Source organism: Butyricimonas sp. DFI.6.44, from assembly GCF_022132345.1.
GTDB lineage: Bacteria > Bacteroidota > Bacteroidia > Bacteroidales > Marinifilaceae > Butyricimonas > Butyricimonas muris.
Map to the genome: position 1 here is coordinate 41,601 of NZ_JAKNJD010000005.1, position 22,349 is coordinate 63,949.

Consider the following 22,349-nt stretch of genomic DNA (forward strand, 5'->3'; position numbering starts at 1 on the left):
ATTATGGATATTGATAATGTAAAAGCAATATATTTCGTGGGAATCGGGGGGATAGGTATGAGTGCTTTGGCGCGTTATTTCAAGATTATGGGATATCACGTGGCCGGGTACGATAAGACAGAATCGCCTCTGACGAGAAAGATGACCGATGAGGAGGAATTTGATATCACGTACGAGGATGATGAGGCAAGAATCGAGGAGGTATTTCGGGATAAGACGCACACGCTTGTGGTGTACACGCCTGCCGTGCCGAAAGAGAACCGAATATTGAGTTTCTTCCGGGATAATGGCTACGCTTTGCACAAACGTGCGGAGGTGTTGGGGTTTCTTTCCCGAAGCAAAAAAGCTCTTTGTATAGCGGGGACGCACGGGAAAACGACGACGACGACGATGTTGGCGTTTTTGCTGAAAAATTCACATGTCGGATGTAGTGCTTTTTTAGGGGGAATATCTTCTAATTATGGAACGAACTTGTTGATTGACAAGGAATCGGATTACGTGGTGATCGAGGCGGACGAGTATGATCGGTCGTTTTTGCATCTGCATCCGGAAATAGCGGTGATTACAGCCATGGATGCCGATCATCTGGATATATACGGGACTCACGAGGAATTGTTGAAAGCCTTCGAGGAGTTTGCCTTACAAACTCGGGGGCAACTTTTCTTGAGAAAAGGTTTGGAATTGAAAAGGCGGGAAATTACCGGACACTACGCGGCAGGAGAGAAAACGGATTATTATGCCGACCGTTTACGGGTAGATAACGGTAGTTTTTTATTTGATTATATCGGGAAAGATATCGAAATTCGGGATTTGCGATTGTGTTTCCCGGGACGTGTGAACGTGGAGAACGCTACGGCGGCAATCACGGTGGCTTTGCACGCGGGGGTGACTGCCGAGGAAATTCGGGATGCTTTACCTTTGTTCAAAGGAGTGTCAAGACGATTTGATATACACGCGAAAACGAATCGAGTTCTGTACATGGATGATTATGCCCATCACCCGCGGGAGATTGAGGCATCGCTTTCGTCTGTACGGGAGATGTGGCCGGAGAAGAAGTTGATTGTTGCTTTTCAGCCTCACCTGTATTCGCGGACGAACGATTTCTATCCGGATTTCGCGAAGAGTTTGAGTCTGGCGGATTTAGTGATATTGTTGGATATATATCCGGCACGGGAACAACCTATACCGGGGGTAACTTCGGCTCTGATAGCCGATCGTTTGTCCGTGCCTTGTGTTCGGGTGACGAAAGAAGACTTTCCGGCATACGTGAGAGAACACGTGACGGACGGACTCTTCGTGACCATGGGAGCCGGGGATATAGACCGCTTTATTCCGGTATTTACTGATATGTTTAATACAGCAAATCATTGATTTGCTGTTGCAAGTTGAGCCTGTGGCTCTGCAAGTTGCAGGTTACAGGTTTGATTTGCGGAATGAGAATAATAACTTGTAACTTGTAACCTGTAACTTGTAACTGAAATTATTGAATGAAACGCGTACTACCATACATATTATCTTGCATTTTGCTTGTTTACCTGATAATTGTGCTTACCTTTGTGGCGACAAAATTGGGGGAGGTAACATGTAGAGGGGTGCGGATTGCTGTCAAGAATACGGATGTTAATATGTTCGTGGACGAGGAGGATATCATGAAAGCGATAAAGAAGGGGTATGGGGACATAATGAACAAAAGTATTATGGCAGTAAATAAAGATAGTTTGGAAAGGATACTTGTCAAAAATCCGATGATAAAATCGGCTCAGGTTTACTACAGTTTAGACGGCTATATCCATGTGAGTATCAAGCAACGTGAACCTGTTTTGAGAGTAATGACGGGTGAGGGTTACTACGTTGATAGTGACGGGAAAGTAATGCCGTTGTCTTCTAAGTTTACTTCCAGGGTTGTTGTTGCAACCGGTGATATTAGTAAGAAATACGCGTGCGAGAAGTTAGCTCCGTTCGTGATGTCCTTGAGGGACGATTCGTTTTTGGATGCCTACATCGAGCAATTGATCGTGAGATCGAACGAGGATATTGTGATGATTCCCAAAGTAGGTGATTTCAGAATCATACTCGGTAAGGTCGAAAATAGCCGGGAGCGCTTGGATAAACTGATATTGTTCTTGAAGAACGGTATCGCTAAAAAAGGTTGGAATCATTACAAGGAAGTCAATTTAAAATTTGATAACCAAGTAGTTTGTGTTAGAAAATAAAAAATAGATATTATGGGATTTGTAGCTTCTTTAGATATGGGCTCTGAAAAAATGGTAATGGCTCTCGGGGAAACATCCGGGGGAGAATGCCGTTTGGTCGGAATAGAGAGTGTTGCTTCTCAAGGTATCCACCGGGGAATGGTGGTCGATAGGCTTCGGGTGAAGTCTTGTGTACAACGTTTACTTGATAAATTCAAGCAGGAACACGAGATGCATATCGATGCGTTGAATATCGCCTTGGCGGGGGAATGGGTGCAACAGGTAGAGGAGCGGGAAGTGTCGAAATTCTCTCGGATGAGAAGAATAGAAGAGAGTGATTTACTGGAGCTGGAAAAGAAATGCCGCGGTAATGTCAATTTGGATATGGAAGAGATCGTGGACGTGGTACCCTTCGGTTATTGGTTGGACGGGGAGGCGGAGAGCGACCCGATCGGTTGCGAAGCGCGGCGGTTGGAGATAGATTTTCATGTTTACGTGGCGAGAAAGCGTATGCTGGAAGGATTACGCCAAGCATTGAACGAGTCCGGGATAGAGAAAATTAATTTTTACTCGGCGGCGACTGCAGCCCAGAAAGCACTGGTAGTACGGGGGCGGAAAGGCGCGAGAGATTTCGCCTTGATCGATCTGGGTGCTGAAAGCGTGAAAATACACGTGTTCCGGGATGGAATGATCGCGTACGACGAAGTATTGCCATTGGGGTGCAATACCGTGGAGCGGGATATAAATACGGCTTTTTCAATCGAGAGCATGGCGAGTGCCAAGAAATTGAAACACGAATACGGAATGGCATTACAAGCCGAGTGTAAAAGTCGTAAGATAATGATACCGGATACAAAATATTGTATTGATTTGCAGGATATGGTACACGTGGAGCAATGCCGTTTGGAGGAGTTGTTGGAAGGGGCGATCTGGCAGATATTGAAAAGCGGTTACTACAAGGAATTGGAAGACGGTATATTGTTGACAGGAGGAGGTAGTCGGGTGCAAGGAATTGATACTCTGTTGAATCGTTTGTCAAAACATCCGATAAGTATGGCAAGCGTGGTGACGGTAAAATCTGCCAAAGAAACACCCTTGAAAGCACCGGAGAATCTGACAGTTCTGGGGTTGTTGCGTTGCGAACGCAAGGAAACGAAGAAAAGAGGTTGGTTTGATAGTTTTTTTAAAGAATAATGATATAACACGTTTCAGCTATGTGGAATGAAGATGCGTTATTGGATTTGAGGATTCCGGAGCAGGATGAGTCGATTATCAAAGTAATCGGTGTCGGGGGAGGCGGAAGCAATGCCGTCAATCACATGTGCCGACAGGGTATCCGGGGGGTGGAGTTCGTCGTGTGCAACACGGATATACAAGCTCTGCGGATCAGTCCCGTGAAGAATAGAATACAGATCGGAAAGGAACTTACTGAGGGACGTGGAGCGGGCAGTTTGCCGGAACGCGGTAAACAGTCGGCGATAGAGAGTCTGGATTATATCAAGACCATACTCGAACGGAACACGAAAATGGTATTCATCACGGCAGGTATGGGGGGAGGAACCGGAACGGGGGCAGCCCCGGTGATAGCCAAACAGGCTAGAGAGTTGGGGATACTGACGATAGGTATCGTGACCATTCCTTTTAGTTTCGAGGGACGCAGGCGTGTGGAACAAGCCATGGAAGGAGTTGACGAACTGTCGGAATACGTGGATGCCTTGTTAATCATCTGTAACGAGAAATTACGGGATATGTACGGTAACTTGAAGCTGTCAAAGGCTTTCGAGATGGCGGATAACGTGTTGACCATAGCGGCAAAGAGTATCGCGGAGATCATTACCTTGAAAGGGTTCGTGAACGTCGACTTTGCAGACGTGGAAGTCGTGATGCGGAATAGCGGGGTGGCGCTGATGGGAGCCGGGGAATCGGCAGGAGAGAATCGTGCCATGGAAGCCGTGCAGATGGCTTTGGAATCCCCTCTGCTGAATAGTAACGATATCCGGGGAGCTTCCAATATATTGCTGAATATGTTGTACGGCTCGAAAGAAATCACGATGGACGAGATCACGTTAATCACCGATTACGTGAAAGAACTGGTCGGACGGGATGTAGATGTCATCTGGGGAGCCGGAAAAGACGAGTCGTTGAACGAGGAGCTGCACGTGGCGGTTATCGCTACCGGGTTTAATAATTCTCCGGTGGACACTAGACGGAAGGCGCCTACATTCAAGGTGGAACGGGTAGATGATCTGGAGATGAAATTGGAGAGTGCGAAAGAGGTCGAGGAAGAACAACGTCGCCGGAAACAACAGGTAGAAGAAAATCGTCGCATGCGTCGGGAACAGGAAGACCAACAACGTCGTGCCGCACGAGAGCGAGAGGAACGGGAGCGAAAGACGTGGCGGGATGATGAAGAGATGAGGGAATTTGAAGATTCGGATGATGAACCGTTGTTCAAACGGAAACGGAATATACGTGAGCATAACGAGGAATATGACCGGGAGTTCGAGCGGGAGAGAGGACGTAAGAGAGGATTGAACGAGGTGCCCGACGTGGATAGCTGGTTCAAGCGTAAGTTAGGAAATATGTTCAATGAAGATATGAGCAGGGATTCTGAAATGTAAAATGTATTGTCATGGTAGATGGATTGATCAATTTTAATCAGTACGAGATAACGACACCAATTATTAAAGTGATCGGTGTCGGGGGAGGTGGCGGTAATGCTGTCGAATACATGTACCGGCAAGGAATATGTGATGTGGACTTCGTGCTTTGTAACACGGATTCGCAGGCATTGAACCAGAGCCCGATAAAAACTCGCATTCAATTGGGAACCGGACTGGGTGCGGGCAACCGTGCGGAAGTCGGTGAAGCGGCAGCTCTCGAAAGTGTGGATGAAATTCGGGGGTTGTTGAGCGTGAACACGAAAATGGTATTCATCACGGCAGCCATGGGAGGCGGAACCGGAACGGGAGCGGCTCCCGTGATAGCCAAACTTGCCAAGGAAATGGGTATCCTGACGGTAGGGATCGTGACGATACCGGCACGTTTCGAGGGACCGAAACGGTTGGAACAAGCCCGTGTCGGGGTGAGTAAAATGAAAGATTACGTGGATTCTCTTATCATTATCGATAACGAGAAAATACAGAGAATATACGGACCGCAACCTTTGTCCTGTGCTTTTGGCAAGGCGAACGATGTATTGAATATTGCGGCAAAAGGTATTGCCGAGATTATTACTTTGCCGGGATACATTAACGTGGACTTCGCGGATGTGCGTACCGTGATGACCGATAGCGGTATCGCTATCATGGGGGCGGCGCAGGCAGCCGGAGAAGAACGGGCGCACCGGGTTATAGCGGATGCTTTGAATAGCCCCTTGTTGAACAAGAATGATTTGGCAGGAGCAAAGGATATATTGTTGAACATCACGTCGGGTACGGACGAGATCACGATGGACGAGATGAACGAGATCACCTCGTATGTCATACGGGAGGTCGGGGATAATGCTGCTATAATATGGGGTGTGGGAACCGACGAATCGTTGGGTGATGCCATATCCGTGACGATTATAGCCACGGGATTCCCCATGGACGACGTGGATACGATACCGATTCCCGGTCCGAAGAATGCGGTGGCGACAGAGGAAGTGACGGAACCCGGCAGGAAAAAAGAATTGGAGAAAGGAGCGATCAATTACGTGGAGGAACTGCTAAAAGAAACAGACGTGGTGCTTCGGGCTGATTTGTCGCGGGAACAGATAAAAGAATTAGAGGAAACTCCGGCCTATACGCGGAGACATATTAAAATAGACAGAACCTAGCGATTTCGGATTTTACGATTTTAGATTTTAGATTTTAGATTGGAAACCACACGATGGTTTCAGTGAAAATTGAAGAAGCTTTGGAAAAGTTGCCCGTCAACTTTTAATTGTAATCGAAAATCGAGAATCGAGAGGGTAAATTAAAACAGTTTAATGGAAAAATTTAGAGAATTAGGAGTAAGCGAGGAGATGCTTAAAGGAATCGCGGATTTAGGGTTTGAAACACCGAGTCCGGTACAGGAAAAAGCAATCCCCGTTATTTTAGGAGAAGAGAACGATTTAGTAGTATTGGCTCAGACCGGGACGGGAAAAACGGCCGCATTCGGGTTGCCGCTGTTACAGAAAATTGAGCCGGAGTGGAATAATGTTCAAGTCTTGATTTTAAGCCCCACGCGTGAATTGTGCGTGCAGATTGGGAATGACTTGAAAAACTACTCCAAGTATCGTAAAGATATCCGTGTGACGTGTGTGTATGGAGGTACGGATATTAAAAGACAAATCAAAGATTTGCAGAGAGGTGTACACGTGGTCGTGGCTACACCGGGGCGTTTGGTCGATTTGCTGAATCGTAAGGCTATTAACATCGAGAGCGTGTTTGCCGTCGTGCTGGACGAGGCAGACGAGATGCTGAACATGGGATTCCAAGAAGATTTGGATTTTATCTTGAGTAATACGCCCAAGGAAAAGAACACGTATCTTTTCTCGGCAACCATGCCAAAAGAGGTGGAACGGATTGCCCGCAATTATCTGGTAAACCAACAGGAGATATCTGTCGGTAAAAAGAATCAGGGAGCCGACACCGTATCACATCAGTATTATATGGTGCGTGCCAAGGATTGTTACGAAACATTGCGTCGTATCATAGACTGTGCGCCGAGTATGTATGCCATTATCTTTACCCGCACGAAAAATGACGCGCAAGAAATTGCCAAGCACTTGCAACGGGACGGGATTGATTGCGATGCATTGCATGGTGATTTGAGTCAGGCACAACGCGACAGCGTGATGAATGCTTTCCGGGCAAAACGTTTGAAAGTGCTGGTAGCCACGGATGTGGCGGCACGCGGATTGGACGTGGATACATTGACACATGTGATCAACTATAATTTGCCGGAAGATGTAGAGAGTTATACACATCGTAGCGGTAGAACCGGGCGTGCCGGAAAAGAGGGAATTTCGATAGCGATCATCCACTCGAAAGAGAAAGGAAAATTGCGTCGGGTAGAGAATATGCTTAAAAAAGAATTTAAATACATGTCCGTGCCGGGTGGAGAAGAGATTTGTCGGGCACAGTTGGCGTTCTATGCCGATAAGATCCTTACTTCAGAGGAATACGAGGATATGGATGTGTATGCACAGGATGTATATGATAAATTTGCCGAATTTACGAAAGAAGAATTACTCCGCCATCTGGTGTCTTACGAGTTCGGACGGTTGTTGCAGAAATACAAGAATACCAATGATCTGAATATCGAGGATGATGATCGCGGAGGACGTTCGGAAAGAGGAGATCGCCGTGATCGTAGAGGACGTGACGGGGATACCGTGTACAGCACTTTCACGTTGAATGTCGGTCGGGAAGACGGTTTGACGCCGAAAGATCTGATGTCCTTGATTAACAAATATTCCCGTCGTCGGGGTATCGGTGTCGGAGGAATCCGCATTTTCGATACGGACACGAAGTTCGAGATTGATGAGGAAAGTGCATCTGATTTTGAAGTTGATTTCAGTAAGGTGCTTTTCAACGGAATACCATTGGAAATCAAGGCTATTCCTACCCGTGACCGCGGACGTCGTCGGGATGATCGGGGTAGAGGTAATTTCTCCGGTAGAAGAGATCGGCGTTCCAATGACCGTGGCGGTGATTCTCGTGACCGTGGCGGACGCCGTGAAGACCGCGGCGGAAGCGGTAACGGCGGAAAACGTAGAGGCAGACCGGGAAGTGACCCGAAAAAGCCTAGAAATTTCAACAGATCTTCTTCTCGGAGCTAAATAATTTGTAAATTTGAAGATGTAGAGACATAAACTACATCTTCAATTTTCTTCATTTTTAAATAAGACATTATGGAAGTTTACAGTGCAAAATTTGTGACAAGTAACACGGATGTGAGTAAATGTCCGGAACCTGACAGACACGAGTACGCGTTTATCGGGCGATCAAACGTGGGAAAATCCTCGTTGATTAATATGCTGACGAACCACAGTAAACTGGCCAAAACATCCGCCAGTCCCGGAAAGACACAGTTAATAAACCATTTTTTGATTGATGACAAATGGTATTTGGTCGATTTACCGGGATACGGGTATGCCCGTACATCAAAAACACAAAGGTCGCAATTTAGTGCCATGATCAAGAATTATATTTTGAAACGGGAAAATATGGTTTGTCTATTCGTGTTGATAGACAGCCGCCATGAACCGTTAAAAATCGATTTGGAATTTATGGAATGGTTGGGGGAAAACGGAGTACCTTTCGTGATGGTATTCACGAAAGCAGACAAATTATCCACCACGGAACGTATGAATTGCATCGCCAAATATCACGAGGGGATGAAGGACACGTGGGAGAGTATGCCTATAACCTTTATGACTTCTGCCGAAACCAAGTTGGGACGGGTAGAATTGTTATCTTATATTGATGAGCTGAATCAGTTGGAGCTGGAACCAATGGAGTGAGATTTAATTTAGAAGAAAAGAAGCGTAAATAAGCGGGTAGAAATCTAAAATCGACAATCTAAACTCTAAAATTTCAATGACTCCTATCGGTTTATATCAATTAAACAGTCTGGTGAAACAAGAGTTGAAAAACCGTTTCCCGGATACTTTCTTGGTGATTGCCGAGATCGCGGACGTGAAAGAGAATCGTTCGGGGCATTGTTACCTAGAACTCGTGGAGAAGCGGGAGGGGGATGATGCCGTTATTGCCACGGCAAGAGCAACGATATGGGCTTTCACCTATCGGATGTTGAAACCGTATTTCGAAACAACGACAGGCAAATCCCTGCAAAGAGGGATAAAAGTCCTTGTCAGCGTGGAGATCGTTTTTCACGAGCTGTACGGCTATTCACTGAATATAAAAAATATTGATCCTACTTTCACGGTAGGTGATTTGGAGCGTAAGCGAAAAGAAATTATCGACCGCTTGACACAAGAGGGTGTGATTGACATGAATCGGGAGTTGGAGTTACCCATGCTTCCGAAAACGATAGCAGTGATATCCTCTCCGACAGCGGCGGGGTACGGGGATTTCACGGATCAATTGCATCGGAACGTGTACGGTTACGCCTTTCATACCAAGTTATTCCCTGCCGTTATGCAAGGGGAGAAAACAACGGAATCGGTGATTGCCGCTCTGGAAAGGATATATGAGTACGAGTCGCTTTTCGACGTGGTGGTTATTATTCGCGGTGGTGGTTCTCAAACGGATTTGGGAAGTTTTGATTCGTATGACTTGGCGGCAAATGTAGCACAATTCCCGATTCCTGTACTTGCGGGCATCGGGCATGAACGGGATGAAACTATTGTCGATCGGGTGGCGTACCGTAGTGTAAAGACTCCCACGGCGGCAGCAGCATTCCTGATCGAACGATTCAATGAAGCGGAGGGACGCTTGGAAATAGCCAAAGAGAGTTTGATGCGGGGAGCTAAACGATTGTTGCAGGACGAGAAAACTCGGCAAGTGGTAAAGATTACCGAATTAAAACAGTTCACCCGTTTATTTTTGGAGGGACAGGAAAACCGTTTGATTCTGGGCTCCCGACGTGCCAATCATGCCTCGGAATTGTTTCTGGGGAATCAAATGAATTATTTGGAACGATTGAAAACACAATTCGGGGTGAAAGTCGCGGAGATACTGACAGCAAACCGTTATTTTCTGGAACTGGCGGAAACCAAGATGAAATACGCCGATCCGAAAAATATACTGGAGAAGGGATTCTCTATTACCCGTGTAAACGGGAAAGCCGTGCGGGACAGTGTTCTCGTGCGGGATGGAGATATTCTGGAAACGGAATTGTTTAAGGGTGTGATACGAAGTGAAGTTAAAGATATAGATAAATAAAGGAATTATTATGGAAGAGAATTTGACCTATAAATCAGCGATGGAGGAGATTGAGAACTTGGTAAAACTCTTGGAAGAAAATAAGTTGGATGTAGACGAGTTACGAGAAAAAGTAAAGCGGATAGCCGTGCTTGTCGAATTTTGTAAAGAGAAATTACACAGTACGGAGGAAGAAGTAAACAAGGTGTTGAAATCCATTGCCGAATGATGAACTTCTGGGGAACCGTTATTGTTCTCTTGTTGACACTTGGTCAAGGAATAGCGCAGAATCCCGATAAATTGCAAGCCTTGTGGCAGCAGGAGGGACTGAAACATGCGGCGATCGGCGTGAGCGTGAAGAATGTCGCTGGCGGCGAAGTCGTGTATGAACATAACCCCGGAATGGCTTTGCGTCCGGCTTCCGTGTTGAAGCTATTGCCCACCTCGTTGGCTTTGAAGTTGAAAGGTGACTCGTTGACCTATCAAACTAAAGTATTTTACACGGGAGAGATAAAAGAAGGGCTCCTTCAAGGAAATATCGTTATAGAAGCCGGGGGTGATCCCTGTCTTGATTCGAAGTATTTCAAAGATGCTGTCTTTACGAAACGTTTGGTGGATTCGATCGTCGGACTGGGTATAAGACGTATCGAAGGAGCCGTTATTATTCAGGGCGAGGGGGAACAACCCTATATTCCGGGTTCGTGGCCTTGGGAGGATATTGCCAATTACTACGGGGCTTTGTATCACCCGTTCAATTATCGGGATAACACGTACACGGTCACTTTGGCATCCGGGAAACCGGGAACACGTACCCGTGTCGTATCTGTCATCCCGTCAGTACCGGGAGTGAAATTACAAAATGAGGTTTTAGCCTCCGTGAAGCAACAGGATGACGCGTGGATATATGGTGGTCCGGAGGCTTCCGTGCTGTTGGTGCGAGGAACTATACCTGCCAACCGTTCTTCTTTTGCCGTGAAAGGAGCTATGCATAAACCGGCATCGGTTTTTCGGGCAGAGATAGAGAAAGAATTGAAAGCGAAAAACATTATCGTGGAAAAGAAAAAAGGTGTTTCTACCGAATGTCGCGAATGGTTTACTGTTGAATCTCCGTTACTAAAAGAAATCGTTTTCTACACGAATAAAAATAGCGTGAATCTCTTTGCCGAAGCATTGGGTGCGCTGGTAAACCCTTCGGATTTTGAAACTACGGTGAAACAAGAATTAAGTGTTATCGGCATTGATTCAACGGGAATCACGATAAAGGATGCTTGCGGGCTTTCTCCGTCCAATGCCTTGCCTGCAGAGGTAATCACGGATTTGCTATTATGGGCGAAAAGTCATTTGGGAGATTCTTTTTTTGCTTCCTTACCCCGAGGCGGTATTGACAGGGGGCTGCGTGTATATTCAGCCGATCCGGTATTAGGCGGTAATTTAAGAGCGAAAACGGGTTCTATGTTTGGAGTGCGTGCCTTGGCCGGATATTTGTCAACACGGAATGGAGAAACATTGGCATTCACCATATTCGTGAATAACTACACGGGAGACTCGGTGAAAATTCAAGAAACTATACGGGATTTTTTGCGAGAACTGGCAAACAGTTAGTAAAGTTCATAAGATGCATGCACCTTATGAACTTTATAAATTCGTTTATTCGTTTTTGAAAGTGGCATCTCCGAACGCCAACATCGGTAACGTGATGAAACCGAAGAAAATGGTTGCAATCGTGAATCCGACGCCTTTACCGAATTTGGCAAGGAACTCGTGTAACATGATGATAGAAAACACGAGGTTTGCAATCGGCACGAAAATGATGATCAAAAGCCACCACTACGGTCTGTTGATAATTTGAAGCATCACGTAAATGTTGTAAATAGGGATAATACCTTCCCAACCTTGTCTGCCGGCTTTTTCGAAGATTTTCCACATGGAAACCAACATCAAAACGACAATAAGCAGATAAATTAATCCGACCATAATTTTGAATTTTTAATTAAACATTTATAGTTTGAATGAATATTATTCCACGTTTAGCACACATGCTAAATATGGCGCAAAAGTATAAAAATTGAATGTTCTGCAAAAGTTTTTTGCTATATTCTTATAAAGTTTTTACACTTGAACGGTAGAAAGATAAAAGTAACCACAATCTTTGATCGTTTCACAAAATTGAATACCTTTGTCCAAGGTTCGGGATTAGGATTGGCGATATGTAAGATGCTGGTTGAAAAAATGGGCGGAGATATATCTGTCGAATCCGAAGAGGATAAAGGTTCTATTTTTAAATTTACAATTCCTTATCAAGAAATTGCAATCGAAACAGGAATGAACGATATGGAAAATAATGAAACAAAAGAAAGCGTAAGTGCCGGTAGAACAATTCTGGTCGCGGAAGATGTTGAGAGTAATTACCTTTTATTGAAAGCTATTATCGGAAAAATTTACACATTGGTTCACGCGTGGGATGGGCAAGAAGCAATAGATTTATTCAAACAATCAAACCCCGACCTTATCCTCATGGATATAAAAATGCCGGTACTGGATGGTTTGGCTGCAACCCGTGTGATTCGGGCGGAATCTAAAGAGGTACCAATCATAGCCTTAACCGCTTTCGCTTTTGATGACGACCGGGTGAAAGCATTGGAAGCCGGATGTAATGATTATCTGACAAAACCATTATCAGCTAACTTGTTAAAAGAAACGATAGCGAAATATCTTAAATAAATAGTCCATAAAATTCGTAAGGTTTATAAAGTGGCATTATTACCTTATAGACTTTATAAATCTTACGAATTTTATGGACTAAAAAAGGGACTGTTTTTCAGCCCCTTTTTTCTTATTTCACTTCCTCGAAATCAACGTCGGTTACTTCTTGATCTTTACCACCATTGTTCGGTTGTTGTTCCGCGTGAGGTGCACCTTGTTGTTGTCCGCCGGCTTGTTGTTGGGCGTTATACATCTCTTGTGATGCAGCTTGGAACACGTTGTTCAATTCATCGATTGACGAGTTGATTGCGGCAACGTCTTGAGCCTTGTGAGCGTCTTTCAGTTTCTGCAAAGCGGCTTCAATCGGTTGTTTCTTGTCCGCGGGCAATTTATCTCCAAACTCTTTCAATTGCTTTTCGGTTTGGAAGATCATACTGTCGGCTTTATTGATCGTGTCGATACGTTCCTTTTCAATCCGGTCAGCTTCGGCATTAGCGGAAGCCTCGTCTTTCATTCTCTTGATATCAGCGTCCGAAAGACCGGATGATGCTTCGATACGGATAGATTGTTCTTTTCCGGTAGCTTTATCCTTGGCAGATACTTTCAATATACCGTTGGCGTCGATATCGAAACTTACCTCGATCTGTGGTACACCGCGCGGGGCTGGTGGTAGACCGTCCAAGTGGAAACGTCCGATTGTCTTGTTGTCTTTTGCCATGGGACGCTCTCCCTGCAATACGTGGATCTCTACTGACGGTTGGTTATCGGCAGCCGTTGAGAATACCTCTGATTTCTTGGTCGGAATGGTCGTGTTGGACTCGATCAATTTGGTCATCACGCCACCTAACGTTTCGATACCCAAAGAAAGCGGGGTTACGTCAAGTAACAGCACGTCTTTTACCTCTCCGGTCAATACACCACCTTGGATAGCGGCACCTACTGCCACCACTTCGTCCGGGTTTACACCCTTTGACGGGGCTTTGCCGAAGAACTCCTGTACCTTTTTCTGGACAGCCGGGATACGGGTAGAACCACCTACCAGAATCACTTCGCTAATCTCGGAAGCGCTGATGTTAGCGTTTTTCAAGGCACGGCGACATGGTTCGATCGTGTTTTGCACCAGTTGGTCGGTCAGTTGCTCGAATTGAGCTCTTGTCAATGTTCTTACCAAGTGTTTGGGCATTCCGTCTACCGGGAAAATATACGGCAAGTTGATTTCCGTTGACGTGGAACTTGACAACTCTATTTTCGCTTTTTCTGCCGCTTCTTTCAGGCGTTGGTGAGCCATCGGGTCTTTCCGGATATCCACGCCTTCGTCTTTCTTGAATTCGTCGGCAAGCCAGTTGATGATTACGTCGTCGAAGTCATCACCACCCAAGTGAGTATCACCGTCGGTTGATTTTACTTCAAATACTCCGTCACCCAATTCAAGGATAGAAATATCGAAAGTACCACCACCCAAGTCGAAGACAGCGATTTTCATGTCTTTGTCTTGTTTATCCAACCCGTAGGCCAAAGCGGCAGCCGTCGGCTCGTTGATAATACGCTTAACCGTTAATCCGGCAATCTCTCCGGCTTCTTTTGTGGCTTGACGTTGAGCGTCATTGAAATACGCGGGTACGGTGATTACCGCTTCCGTAACTTCCTGCCCCAAATAGTCCTCGGCGGTTTTCTTCATTTTCTGAAGAATCATCGCGGAAATCTCTTGCGGAGAATATTTCCGGTCACCGATTTCGACACGCGGGGTGTTATTGTCACCGCGTACCACTTTGTAAGCTACCCGGTTAATTTCTTTTGCTACTTGATCATAGGTTTCACCCATGAACCGTTTGATAGAATATATTGTTCTCGTCGGGTTCGTGATCGCCTGACGTTTCGCGGGGTCACCTACTTTTCTTTCGCCATTGTCAACGAAAGCGACGATAGACGGTGTCGTTCTCCTTCCCTCACTGTTAGGGATCACCACGGGTTCGTTACCTTCCATTACGGCAACGCAAGAGTTCGTGGTTCCCAAATCTATACCAATTATCTTTCCCATATTGTTTAATATTATAATGTTATTATTTTCAATACTTGTTTTTCGTTCTTTGTCCTCGAATAGTTTCAAGAACATTAATCTTTTATCAAACGGTGTGCCAGCCGGAAAATTGGAATATTTAATGACATGATTACTGACAGAACGTCACGATTTGTCATAGATGAGGCTTGGATATAGAATTGATCCTTGTAACGTTCTGTCCGGTTTGTCATGTTATCTTTATGACGATGCAATCTGAGGCTTGCGGGAAGCTGTTTTCTTACCGGAAAGTAAACTTTCTCGGTTTTTTGTCATTCCCTTAAAATGTTATTGTGTTGAATCCCAATACAATATTCGATGTAGTTCCGATGTAATAAGGGATCAAAGACGTTACACCTTCGATACAAAGACGTTTCAAAGACGTTCACGAACGTCTTTGAAACGTCTTTAATCTGAAGATGCATTGAAATAGAGATACTTATACATGGGCAGTATATCGGAAATGCCTAGGTATTAGATGCTTGTCATGTTTTTGGAAGGTGATAAAAATATGCATATTAAATACTTTTTAAGAATGATGTTTGCTATAAAGTTTTTTATTATATTTATCCCCTTAGAAGAGATTCAATCAGGCTAGAAGATAATATAACTTGTTGTGTAAAAGAAATTATAGTGGAAGAGAACGTGAACAAAGCTATCCAAGTGATTGGTTTTAGCGGAAATACAGATTTTCTTGAATCCCCCTTGGATTCGGGTAATGACTTTCGGAGTAACTTTGTTTTGTTGAGGTCGGGATGTAGTCATGAAGAGTTCTTGAAGACACTTCAGAACGTGGATGCTGACGAGGTCATGTTGGTCGATCTTGACCGGGTGGCGGTAAATACTTTGTCAACTTTTGTGCAGGCATATCGTAAGTTATGCCGGAAAGATCACTTGTATTACGTGTCGGGACAAAAACGGAAATTATGGTTCGGTTTTATGGATGTGGCATTGTGGAGAGGGGATCGGGTAATCACGGATTCTCCGGTATTGATCGGGCAGAAGTCTTTGTTCATGCGATCATACGCCGGGCAGGATTTGGACGATAACCTGTTGCGGGCGGTAAGTTATAGTTTGCAGAAAGCATACGTGAAATTCAGTCGTTTGGAGACAACGGTCACTTGGAAGGAAACAACCGCGACTTCTAATCCGGCTGTCAACTATTTGTGGCGGGTACCGTTTCAATTTCTGGTATCCGGTCGTTTTTTTACCACGTTGTTCGATTCCGGTAATCGTGCCCGACGGGATATGGTCTATCGTATGCTGATGTTGCTTTTCGGGGTATTCGTGTTTTTCTATATGCCTTACGTGAGCAAAGATTACGGGATTAGTGGCGATGAATTTGTAGACCACCGTCATTCCGGTTACGTGTTGGATTATTTCACGAAAGGGGATAAGGCGGCACTGAATCAACCGAAAACGGCATTACATCTTTACGGGAACTCGATGCAGGTCGTGGCGGCTGTCGTGGCAAACGTGATCGGTGCGGATGACGTGTACGCCGTGCGGCACGTGGTATGTGCCTTTGTCGGGGTACTGGGGGTTATCGTTGTCGGACTGATGGGATTGCGTTTCGGGGGTGGATTATGCGGTTTGCTGTCCATGCTGATGCTTTTCTTCTCGCCGCGTTTTTTCGGGCATAGCATGAATAATTTGAAGGATATACCTTTTGCCGTGGGATATTTGGTTGCTATATTTTATTTTGTCCGGTTGTTCGATCGTTATCCCGTGATAAAACTGCGTCACGTCATTGGTGCCGTGTTGGGTATCGCTTTGGCATTGGGGACTCGTTCGGGAGGTTTGCTCCTGTTTCCTTATCTGGTGATGTACGGAGGTTTATTCTATATCCTTTGGGTAGGTTTCAAGGAATTTTACAAGTTCTTGAAATACCGGAAAGAGGTGGAGAATATCCTGTTTCTTATCGTGATCGTGTTGTTTGTCGGCTATTTCTTGTCTATTGTCACGTGGCCTTTTGCCATGGCTCGTCCTTTCACGAACGTGGTCTTTTCTTTGAAGGAGTTCACGAATTATAATATCGGGTTGCGTACCATATTCGAGGGACAACAGATGATGTCCAATATGTTGCCCGTGCATTATGCCCCGAAATACTTGATGATCGCGTCGCCGCTGGTGGTGGTGATCGGTTTCTTCGGGTACTTTATTTTTATGGTTTCGAGGAAGAAAGAGTTTTCATTACTCTCTTTCTTTATCCTGTTTTCACTGGTGTTTCCCGTGTTCTGGGTGATTTACCAGAAATCGAATTTATATGGCGGAATCCGGCATTTGTTGTTCGTTATGCCGTTCATGGTGTTGCTGGCTGCCCGTTTCTGGACATTGTTGCTGTCCGTGGCTCCCAAATACCTGAAACTCGTGTCGGCGTTCGGGTTTATCGGTTTGCTTTTCCTGCCGGCACGGCATATGGCAGTGAACCACCCGAATGATTACGTCTATTTTAACGAACTGGTAGGAGGGGTGAAGGGTGCTTATGGTGATTACGAAACAGATTACTATTATAATTCTTTGAAAAAAGGAGTGGATTGGTTTAAGGCGAACGTGGATTACAAGGGACGTCCGGTCACGATCGTCACGAATCACAGTGCCAATTTGCAACACTATTTCCGGAAGGATACGAACGTGACGGTGATTTACAGCCGATATTACGACAAGTATAGTAAAGATTGGGATTATATGATATTCGGTAACGTGTATATCAATAGTTACCAGTTGAAGAACGGGCTTTTCCCCGTGAAAGAGGGATTCCTTCATTCCGTGGATGTGGATGGTTTGCCCATGTGCGTGATCGGGGAACGTACTTCCAAAAAAGATTACGGGGCGATATTGTTGGAAAAGGAAAAGAAATACGCGGAAGCCGAGGCGGAACTGGAGGATTATTTGAAAGCCCACCCGTGGAACGAGGAGATGTGGATGCGGTTGGCGAGAATGTATTACAGCGCGCACAAACACGAGGATGCCTTACGTTGTGCTGGGGAGGCGTTGAAATGGCAGCCTCAACTGATGGACGCGTTGAATATAAAGGCTCTCAGTGCGTTGGAGGTGGGACGTTATGCCACGGCGCATCAGGCTGTCGATGGTATGTTGGCTCAGAATGACGTGGCTTCTTCGTCCTATTATTTGAAAGGATTGATTTATTACACTGAAGGGAAGGATAAAGAAGCCCTCGAGCAAGTGAATAAAGCGTTGCGTTATAACGGGCGTAACGATCAGGCTCTGGCGTTAGGCGGTGATATTCTGAAACGTAACCGGAGTTACGCGAAAGCTATCGAAACGTACGAAAAGGTGGTACGGGCAAAGAAAGCGGACGAGAAGGTATTACTTTCACTGGCAGAGTGTTATTGCCGGGTGAAGAACTACAAAATGCTGGAACAGGTTACAACCTTGCTGCACGAGCAGGGACGGGATAAGGTTACTTTGCGGAAGATTGAGATACGGGCTTTCTTGCAACAGAAAAAGTCGGCGGAAGCACGTGAATTGTTACTGCAAATGAAGGACGTGAAAGAGGATAGCGAGTTGATGTTGCTGTGGGGATTGTACGAATTGACAGAGGGGCGGCGTGCTTCGGCGTTGGAATACGCGAAGAGAGCCACGGAACTTGATCCTCACGATTGGGAAGCCTCGGAATTGCAGAATGTACTGTCCAAAGGGGGCGACATCCGATTATAAAAAGAGACGCGATGAAAAAAATATGTATTATAATACCTTGTTATAACGAATCCCAACGTTTGGAAGTATCCAAATTCCGTGATTTCGTGAGGCACGACGAGAGATTTGATTTCTGTTTCGTGAATGACGGGAGTAAGGATAACACTTCCGAGGTTTTGCGCCGGGCTGTGGCCTCGGAACCGGAACGGTTCCTGCTGGTGGATAACGCCGACAACCGGGGAAAGGCGGAAGCCGTGCGGAGTGGCATGCTGTACGCGGCTTCGTTGGGACGGTACAAGGCGATAGGCTTTTTGGATGCCGATTTGGCTACCCCGTTAGAAGATTTGCATTTGCTGTCGGAAGAGATGGAGTATAAGCAGGGGGTACAGATGGTGATGGGAGTCCGGTTGAAACGGTTGGGGGCAAACGTGCAGCGTAAAGCGTATCGTCATTACTTGGGGCGGGGATTCGCCACGTTGGTTTCCGTGCTGTATCAGCTTCCCGTGTATGACAGCCAATGCGGGGCGAAATTATTTAAAAGCGAGTTGGTACCCGTGATTTTTAAAGATAGTTTTAATTCCAAATGGCTCTTTGACGTGGAACTGATTTTGCGGGTACGGAAGGAGCATGCCGACTACGACAAAATCATTCACGAGGTACCTCTCGACACGTGGGTGGAGAAAGGCGATAGCCGTATAAAATTCACCCATTTATTGAAGATGCCGAAGGAGTTGTTTAATATATACTGCCAGTACATGGCGAAATGAAAATCAAAGATATTCCGGGTGTCTTTTTAACCAGACGACAGCGTAAGAGCAAGTCGCTTTGGGTTTCAACTCGTTGGCTTTCGCGTATTCATAGGCGGCTTCGGTCAATGCCCCGGCTATGCCTTGTCCCTCTAATGCCGGGGGTACAAACGTGTGGATGATATCCAGACTACCGTCGTGTAAATAATATTCCGCGTAGGCTGTCATGCCTCCGATTTCGATTTCAAACCGCTGTTTGTTGGGGTAGTGAGTGATTTTGTAATTCATAAGTTCTTTTTTATCGTGTACGAAAGTAATAAAAAGAATGTTATGGTTCATTTTTTTATTCTATATTTGAAAATAAAACAATAAAACAGAATGATATGATAGAAGCACCGGAAGCAGTTTGTTTGGCAAGGCAATTGAATGAAACGATCAAAGGGAAGCGTGTTACTTATGTATTGGTGCGTCACACGCCGCATAAATTCACTTTTTCTTGTGGAAACCCGGACGAGTATCCCGAAATGTTGCAAGATAAAATCGTGGGAGAGTCATGTGCTTACGGGGGAATGGTACAGGTAAACGCGGGGGATGTAAAACTTGTGTTCACGGATGGGGCGAATTTACGTTATTATGCACCGGGGGCGAAATTGCCGGACAAACACCAGTTGCTCGTGGGGTTCGAAGATGAAAGTTGTATCATCGTTTCCGTACGCATGTACGGGGGAATACTTTGTTTCGCGGGCGACTCGTTCGATGGCGGGTTGAACGCCTATTATAGTTGCGCCAGAACAAAGCCGCAAGTGATGTCGGATGCTTTTACCAAGGAGTATTTCTTGGGATTGATTAACGCCGGGGACGTGCAAAACAAGAGCGCCAAAGCATTTCTGGCGACGGATCAGATGATTCCCGGTTTGGGAAACGGGGTGTTACAGGATATCCTGTACAATGCCCGTGTTCATCCGAAAACGAAGATCGCTACTCTATCCGTGCGGCAGCGGGAAGAATTGTATCATCACGTGAAAGATACCACGCGTGAAATGCTTGAGAAAGGTGGTCGTAGCTCGGAGAAAGATTTGTTTGACCGGAAGGGAGGATATATTTCTTATTTATCCAAAGATACGGTCGGGACTCATTGTCTTCGTTGCGGCGATACGATATTGAAAGAAAATTACATGGGAGGAAGTATCTATTATTGTAACACCTGTCAGAAATACTGATACTTAAATTCGTTCGATATGAGAGCGATAGAGTGTGTACGAAAAGCTACTATCCGGGATATTCCTGCCTTGAAACAGTTATTCCGGGAAACCGTCTTGTCTGTGAACCGACAGGATTACACGGCAGAAGAAGTGGCCGACTGGGCTTCCTGCGGGGAAAATGACGAACGTTGGGAGAGGATCGTGTATTTTTATTACACTTTGCTGGTAGAAGATGAGGACGGTCATGTGTTGGGATTTGCCGCGCTGTCGGCAAAAGGATATTTGAATTCCATGTTCGTGCATAAAGATTTTCAAGGGCAAGGTATCGCTTCAACCCTGTACGGTTTTATGGAGAGAAGAGCCCGTGCCTTGAAAGTATCGGCAATCACTGCCGACGTGAGCCTCACGGCTTATCCTTTTTTCCGGAAATTGGGGTTCGTGGTGGAGGAAGAACAGAGTTACCCTGCCAACCGTTTATTCCTGAAGAATTACAAGATGGTAAAATACTTGGAATATGATGGAGAATAAATAGGTGATATTATATTAAGTGGTGTTTGTAGAGTAGAGGATATTTCATATATTTGCATATATTATTGAGTAAAAATACTCACTCCATTGAGTAAATTGTTATGTATGTATAAAAGAGAGCAGTATCAGATTATAAAACAGCGAATAGAGGAGTCAAGGCATTTCTTGCAAGTTGTATTGGGGCCTCGGCAAGTTGGAAAGACAACTGTTGTCAAACAAGTTCTAAAGGATTTGGATATTCCGTTCCAAATCTATTCTGCAGATAATGTTCCGGCCACTCAAGTGTCTTGGATATCCGATTGTTGGAACACGGCTCGAGCTCAAATGCGTGTAGAAAAATATGTTGAATTTGTTTTAGTGATTGATGAAATTCAGAAAATAAAGAATTGGAGTGAGGTTGTAAAGAAGGAGTGGGATGAGGATACATTTAATGATATAAATATTAAAGTTCTTCTTCTTGGTTCTTCGCGGGTGCTTCTGGAAAAAGGATTATCGGATTCAATGATGGGACGTTTTGAGGAAATTAGAATGACTCATTGGTCTTATCCCGAGATGCGGGATGCTTTTGGTATGACGTTAGAGCAGTATATCTTTTTTGGAGGTTACCCGGGTGCAGCATTTTTGATTGATGATGAAGAACGTTGGAGTCAGTACATAAATAGTGCAATTATTGACGCTACAATTAATAAGGATATTTTGTATGATTCTCCGGTAGGAAAACCCGCTCTGTTACGACAGGCTTTTGAATTAGGTTCATCTTATTCCGGGGAAATAGTTTCATTGACGAAGATGGTCGGAGCGTTACAAGATGCTGGTAATACAACAACTTTAGCCAGTTATCTGAATTTGCTCGGGGATAGTGGACTACTTGGCGGATTACAAAAATTCACGATTGACCATTCTCGTCAGCGGGCAAGTGCTCCGAAATTTCAAGTCTATAATAATGCTTTGAAAAATATTTACGGAGATCTGACTTTTAAGGAAGCTGTTATAAATAGTAAAGAATGGGGACGTATTTTTGAATCGGCAATTGGAGCTCATATTATTAGTAACGCTTTTATTGGTGGATATAAAGTTTTTTATTGGCGGGAACGTGATAAGGAAGTTGATTATATTCTTCAGAAAAAAAGTCGTATAGTTGCTATAGAAGTGAAGAGTAACAGAGAAAAGTATAATGCCGGACTTGAGGAAATTCGGAAAATGTATAATCCTTATATGACTATGGTTGTGGGAGATGGAGGAATGAAAGCCGAGGATTTTTTAAGTATTAATCCTACAAAATTATTTGAATAATTAACGGAGAATCTTTGCTGTATTTTCCTGTTCAAAGGAATACCCGTTGGAGAAGACCAGTTTATCTTTCCAACGGGTATTTTTGTGTGAGTTTATAGTATGTTGCCTGA

The 22,349-nt window shown here is 45.0% G+C and carries 20 protein-coding genes; 17 read left to right on the forward strand and 3 right to left on the reverse strand.

Annotated features, from left to right (window positions below; genetic code table 11):
- The first annotated feature begins 3 nt into the window (after positions 1–3).
- From murC to L0M98_RS22760, 11 genes are all read left to right on the forward strand, one after another.
- Positions 4–1,371, forward strand: coding sequence for a UDP-N-acetylmuramate--L-alanine ligase (gene murC / locus L0M98_RS08180; RefSeq protein WP_227215517.1), 1,368 nt, complete (start codon positions 4–6; stop codon positions 1,369–1,371).
- A 185-nt stretch (positions 1,372–1,556) separates the two neighbouring features.
- Complete coding sequence (locus L0M98_RS08185) at positions 1,557–2,213, forward strand: cell division protein FtsQ/DivIB (RefSeq protein ID WP_227215518.1); 657 nt, start codon at positions 1,557–1,559, stop codon at positions 2,211–2,213.
- Between the two features lie 12 nt (positions 2,214–2,225).
- Positions 2,226–3,386, forward strand: coding sequence for a cell division FtsA domain-containing protein (locus L0M98_RS08190; RefSeq protein WP_227215519.1), 1,161 nt, complete (start codon positions 2,226–2,228; stop codon positions 3,384–3,386).
- Positions 3,387–3,406: 20 nt separating this feature from the next.
- A complete protein-coding gene (gene ftsZ, locus L0M98_RS08195; protein ID WP_227215520.1) occupies positions 3,407–4,813 on the forward strand; it encodes a cell division protein FtsZ in 1,407 nt (468 codons plus the stop codon).
- A gap of 11 nt (positions 4,814–4,824) precedes the next feature.
- Positions 4,825–6,012, forward strand: coding sequence for a cell division protein FtsZ (gene ftsZ / locus L0M98_RS08200; protein ID WP_186976563.1), 1,188 nt, complete (start codon positions 4,825–4,827; stop codon positions 6,010–6,012).
- Between the two features lie 153 nt (positions 6,013–6,165).
- On the forward strand, positions 6,166–8,004 hold the full coding sequence (locus L0M98_RS08205; RefSeq protein WP_099293245.1) for a DEAD/DEAH box helicase: 1,839 nt from the start codon (positions 6,166–6,168) through the stop codon (positions 8,002–8,004).
- A 72-nt stretch (positions 8,005–8,076) separates the two neighbouring features.
- Positions 8,077–8,688: a ribosome biogenesis GTP-binding protein YihA/YsxC gene (gene yihA / locus L0M98_RS08210; protein ID WP_099293243.1), complete on the forward strand. Its 612-nt coding sequence runs from the start codon at positions 8,077–8,079 to the stop codon at positions 8,686–8,688.
- Between the two features lie 76 nt (positions 8,689–8,764).
- On the forward strand, positions 8,765–10,072 hold the full coding sequence (xseA, locus tag L0M98_RS08215) for an exodeoxyribonuclease VII large subunit (RefSeq protein ID WP_099293241.1): 1,308 nt from the start codon (positions 8,765–8,767) through the stop codon (positions 10,070–10,072).
- Positions 10,073–10,082: 10 nt separating this feature from the next.
- The gene (xseB, locus tag L0M98_RS08220) at positions 10,083–10,280 is read left to right on the forward strand and encodes an exodeoxyribonuclease VII small subunit (protein WP_099293239.1); all 198 of its coding nucleotides are present in this window, start codon (positions 10,083–10,085) and stop codon (positions 10,278–10,280) included.
- Positions 10,277–11,653 carry a D-alanyl-D-alanine carboxypeptidase/D-alanyl-D-alanine endopeptidase gene (gene dacB, locus L0M98_RS08225; protein ID WP_227215521.1) on the forward strand — a complete coding sequence of 459 codons (1,377 nt, stop codon included), beginning with the start codon at positions 10,277–10,279 and terminating at the stop codon, positions 11,651–11,653. The genes xseB and dacB overlap by 4 nt, the downstream gene beginning before the upstream one ends.
- 13 nt (positions 11,654–11,666) lie before the next feature.
- Positions 11,667–11,900 (forward strand): hypothetical protein, encoded by a 234-nt coding sequence (locus L0M98_RS22760; RefSeq protein WP_441301364.1) that lies wholly within the window; start codon positions 11,667–11,669, stop codon positions 11,898–11,900.
- Here L0M98_RS22760 and L0M98_RS08235 read toward each other — a convergent pair.
- Entirely contained in the window at positions 11,879–12,025 is a 147-nt protein-coding gene (locus L0M98_RS08235; RefSeq protein ID WP_227215523.1) for a DUF5684 domain-containing protein, read from the reverse strand. The genes L0M98_RS22760 and L0M98_RS08235 overlap by 22 nt on opposite strands.
- Before the next feature lie 141 nt (positions 12,026–12,166).
- Here L0M98_RS08235 and L0M98_RS08240 point away from each other — a divergent pair, with 141 nt between their 5' ends.
- On the forward strand, positions 12,167–12,772 hold the full coding sequence (locus L0M98_RS08240) for an ATP-binding response regulator (RefSeq protein WP_227215524.1): 606 nt from the start codon (positions 12,167–12,169) through the stop codon (positions 12,770–12,772).
- Positions 12,773–12,884: 112 nt separating this feature from the next.
- Here the strand turns inward: L0M98_RS08240 and dnaK are convergent, their stop codons facing one another.
- Positions 12,885–14,792 carry a molecular chaperone DnaK gene (dnaK, locus tag L0M98_RS08245; protein ID WP_186976571.1) on the reverse strand — a complete coding sequence of 636 codons (1,908 nt, stop codon included), beginning with the start codon at positions 14,790–14,792 and terminating at the stop codon, positions 12,885–12,887.
- A 651-nt stretch (positions 14,793–15,443) separates the two neighbouring features.
- On the opposite strand from dnaK, the gene L0M98_RS08250 reads away from it, so the two are divergent.
- Entirely contained in the window at positions 15,444–18,491 is a 3,048-nt protein-coding gene (locus L0M98_RS08250) for a tetratricopeptide repeat protein (protein WP_227215525.1), read from the forward strand.
- 11 nt (positions 18,492–18,502) lie between these two features.
- On the forward strand, positions 18,503–19,237 hold the full coding sequence (locus L0M98_RS08255; protein ID WP_227215526.1) for a dolichyl-phosphate beta-glucosyltransferase: 735 nt from the start codon (positions 18,503–18,505) through the stop codon (positions 19,235–19,237).
- A 3-nt stretch (positions 19,238–19,240) separates the two neighbouring features.
- On the opposite strand, the gene L0M98_RS08260 is transcribed toward L0M98_RS08255, so the two are convergent.
- Positions 19,241–19,504 (reverse strand): GNAT family N-acetyltransferase, encoded by a 264-nt coding sequence (locus L0M98_RS08260; RefSeq protein ID WP_099294667.1) that lies wholly within the window; start codon positions 19,502–19,504, stop codon positions 19,241–19,243.
- A 95-nt stretch (positions 19,505–19,599) separates the two neighbouring features.
- Between L0M98_RS08260 and L0M98_RS08265 the strand changes: the two genes are divergently transcribed.
- The 3 genes from L0M98_RS08265 to L0M98_RS08275 all read left to right on the forward strand — a co-directional run bounded on the left by L0M98_RS08265 (position 19,600) and on the right by L0M98_RS08275 (position 22,239).
- The gene (locus L0M98_RS08265; protein WP_099293227.1) at positions 19,600–20,436 is read left to right on the forward strand and encodes an endonuclease VIII; all 837 of its coding nucleotides are present in this window, start codon (positions 19,600–19,602) and stop codon (positions 20,434–20,436) included.
- Between the two features lie 18 nt (positions 20,437–20,454).
- Positions 20,455–20,946: a GNAT family N-acetyltransferase gene (locus L0M98_RS08270; protein ID WP_227215527.1), complete on the forward strand. Its 492-nt coding sequence runs from the start codon at positions 20,455–20,457 to the stop codon at positions 20,944–20,946.
- 105 nt (positions 20,947–21,051) lie between these two features.
- Complete coding sequence (locus tag L0M98_RS08275) at positions 21,052–22,239, forward strand: ATP-binding protein (RefSeq protein ID WP_227215528.1); 1,188 nt, start codon at positions 21,052–21,054, stop codon at positions 22,237–22,239.
- Positions 22,240–22,349: the final 110 nt, after the last annotated feature.

Bases quoted from the DNA above. Each gene is read 5' to 3' on its own strand.
- L0M98_RS08265 (WP_099293227.1), top strand. From the start codon at position 19,600: ATGATAGAAGCACCGGAAGCAGTTTGTTTGGCAAGGCAATTGAATGAA.
- xseB (WP_099293239.1), top strand. From the start codon at position 10,083: ATGGAAGAGAATTTGACCTATAAATCAGCGATGGAGGAGATTGAGAAC.
- L0M98_RS08190 (WP_227215519.1), top strand. From the start codon at position 2,226: ATGGGATTTGTAGCTTCTTTAGATATGGGCTCTGAAAAAATGGTAATG.
- L0M98_RS08205 (WP_099293245.1), top strand. From the start codon at position 6,166: ATGGAAAAATTTAGAGAATTAGGAGTAAGCGAGGAGATGCTTAAAGGA.
- ftsZ (WP_186976563.1), top strand. From the start codon at position 4,825: ATGGTAGATGGATTGATCAATTTTAATCAGTACGAGATAACGACACCA.
- dnaK (WP_186976571.1), bottom strand. From the start codon at position 14,792: ATGGGAAAGATAATTGGTATAGATTTGGGAACCACGAACTCTTGCGTT.
- L0M98_RS22760 (WP_441301364.1), top strand. From the start codon at position 11,667: ATGCATGCACCTTATGAACTTTATAAATTCGTTTATTCGTTTTTGAAA.
- yihA (WP_099293243.1), top strand. From the start codon at position 8,077: ATGGAAGTTTACAGTGCAAAATTTGTGACAAGTAACACGGATGTGAGT.
- L0M98_RS08255 (WP_227215526.1), top strand. From the start codon at position 18,503: ATGAAAAAAATATGTATTATAATACCTTGTTATAACGAATCCCAACGT.
- L0M98_RS08235 (WP_227215523.1), bottom strand. From the start codon at position 12,025: ATGGTCGGATTAATTTATCTGCTTATTGTCGTTTTGATGTTGGTTTCC.
- L0M98_RS08260 (WP_099294667.1), bottom strand. From the start codon at position 19,504: ATGAATTACAAAATCACTCACTACCCCAACAAACAGCGGTTTGAAATC.
- ftsZ (WP_227215520.1), top strand. From the start codon at position 3,407: ATGTGGAATGAAGATGCGTTATTGGATTTGAGGATTCCGGAGCAGGAT.
- L0M98_RS08275 (WP_227215528.1), top strand. From the start codon at position 21,052: ATGTATAAAAGAGAGCAGTATCAGATTATAAAACAGCGAATAGAGGAG.
- L0M98_RS08270 (WP_227215527.1), top strand. From the start codon at position 20,455: ATGAGAGCGATAGAGTGTGTACGAAAAGCTACTATCCGGGATATTCCT.
- xseA (WP_099293241.1), top strand. From the start codon at position 8,765: ATGACTCCTATCGGTTTATATCAATTAAACAGTCTGGTGAAACAAGAG.
- murC (WP_227215517.1), top strand. From the start codon at position 4: ATGGATATTGATAATGTAAAAGCAATATATTTCGTGGGAATCGGGGGG.
- dacB (WP_227215521.1), top strand. From the start codon at position 10,277: ATGATGAACTTCTGGGGAACCGTTATTGTTCTCTTGTTGACACTTGGT.